Consider the following 851-nt stretch of genomic DNA (forward strand, 5'->3'; position numbering starts at 1 on the left):
GGCGCGCCGCCGGCGCCGTAGCCGCCGTATCCTCCCGCGCCATATCCTCCGTAGGGCGCGGTCACGCAGCCGGCCAGGGCGCCCGCGGCGAGCAGACCCAGCGCGGCGGCACGGAGAACGGAAGAGAAGGGAAAGGACATCGGCTGGCTCCTGCGCTGAAACGCGTGTTGTGGTGCGCGCGATTCTGGGGCCGGCCGGGCGCCGCGGGTGTCACCGGGATCTGTGATTGGTAACTGCCTGTAACGCCGCGCGCGGGCCGCGGCGCAGGGGGGGGATTCCGGCGGGATTCCGGCGGCGATGCAGGCGGGGATTCAGGCGCGCTCGGCGCCGTCGTCGTTGAACGCGGTCAGGCGCGCCACGCGGAAGGTGCCGCGCAGCGATTCGAGCTCGCTCCGGTGCAGCATCGCCAGCCGGTTCAGGAAGCGCTCGCCCTTGGCCAGCAGGTGGACCTCCACGATGCGGCGGTCGTCCGCGTTGGCCTTGCGCTTGACCAGGCCAGCCGCCTCGCAGCGGTTGACCAGCGCCACCACGCCGTGCTGCTTGGCCTGCAGGCGCTCGGCCAGTTCGCCGATCGAGGCCCAGTCCTTGCCGGCGCAGCCGCGGATATGCAGCATCAGCAGATATTGCTGCACGGTCAGGCCTTCGTTGTGGGCGGCGTCCTCGGAGAACCGCAGGAAGCGGCGCAACTGGTAGCGGAAATCGGAAAGCGCCTCGAAATCCTGCTTGGCGAGCGGGGCTTTGGCGGCGGCTGGCTGACGGGTCATTGGCGGGTCAGCGGCATGGCGCTGTGGTCTGGTCCGGCGCCCATTATAGGGGCTGCCTTCCGGCCCGCCGTGCCGGGCGCCCCGGCG

General features: G+C 71.4%; 1 protein-coding gene. It reads right to left on the bottom strand.

Annotation, left to right across the window (positions count from 1 at the left end):
- Positions 1 to 311 precede the first annotated feature (311 nt).
- Positions 312 to 764, bottom strand: coding sequence for a MarR family winged helix-turn-helix transcriptional regulator (locus tag K206_RS0124295; RefSeq protein ID WP_020204992.1), 453 nt, complete (start codon positions 762 to 764; stop codon positions 312 to 314).
- Positions 765 to 851 lie beyond the last annotated feature (87 nt).

The sequence above is a fragment of the Cupriavidus sp. WS genome (genome assembly GCF_000395345.1).
GTDB lineage: Bacteria > Pseudomonadota > Gammaproteobacteria > Burkholderiales > Burkholderiaceae > Cupriavidus > Cupriavidus basilensis_B.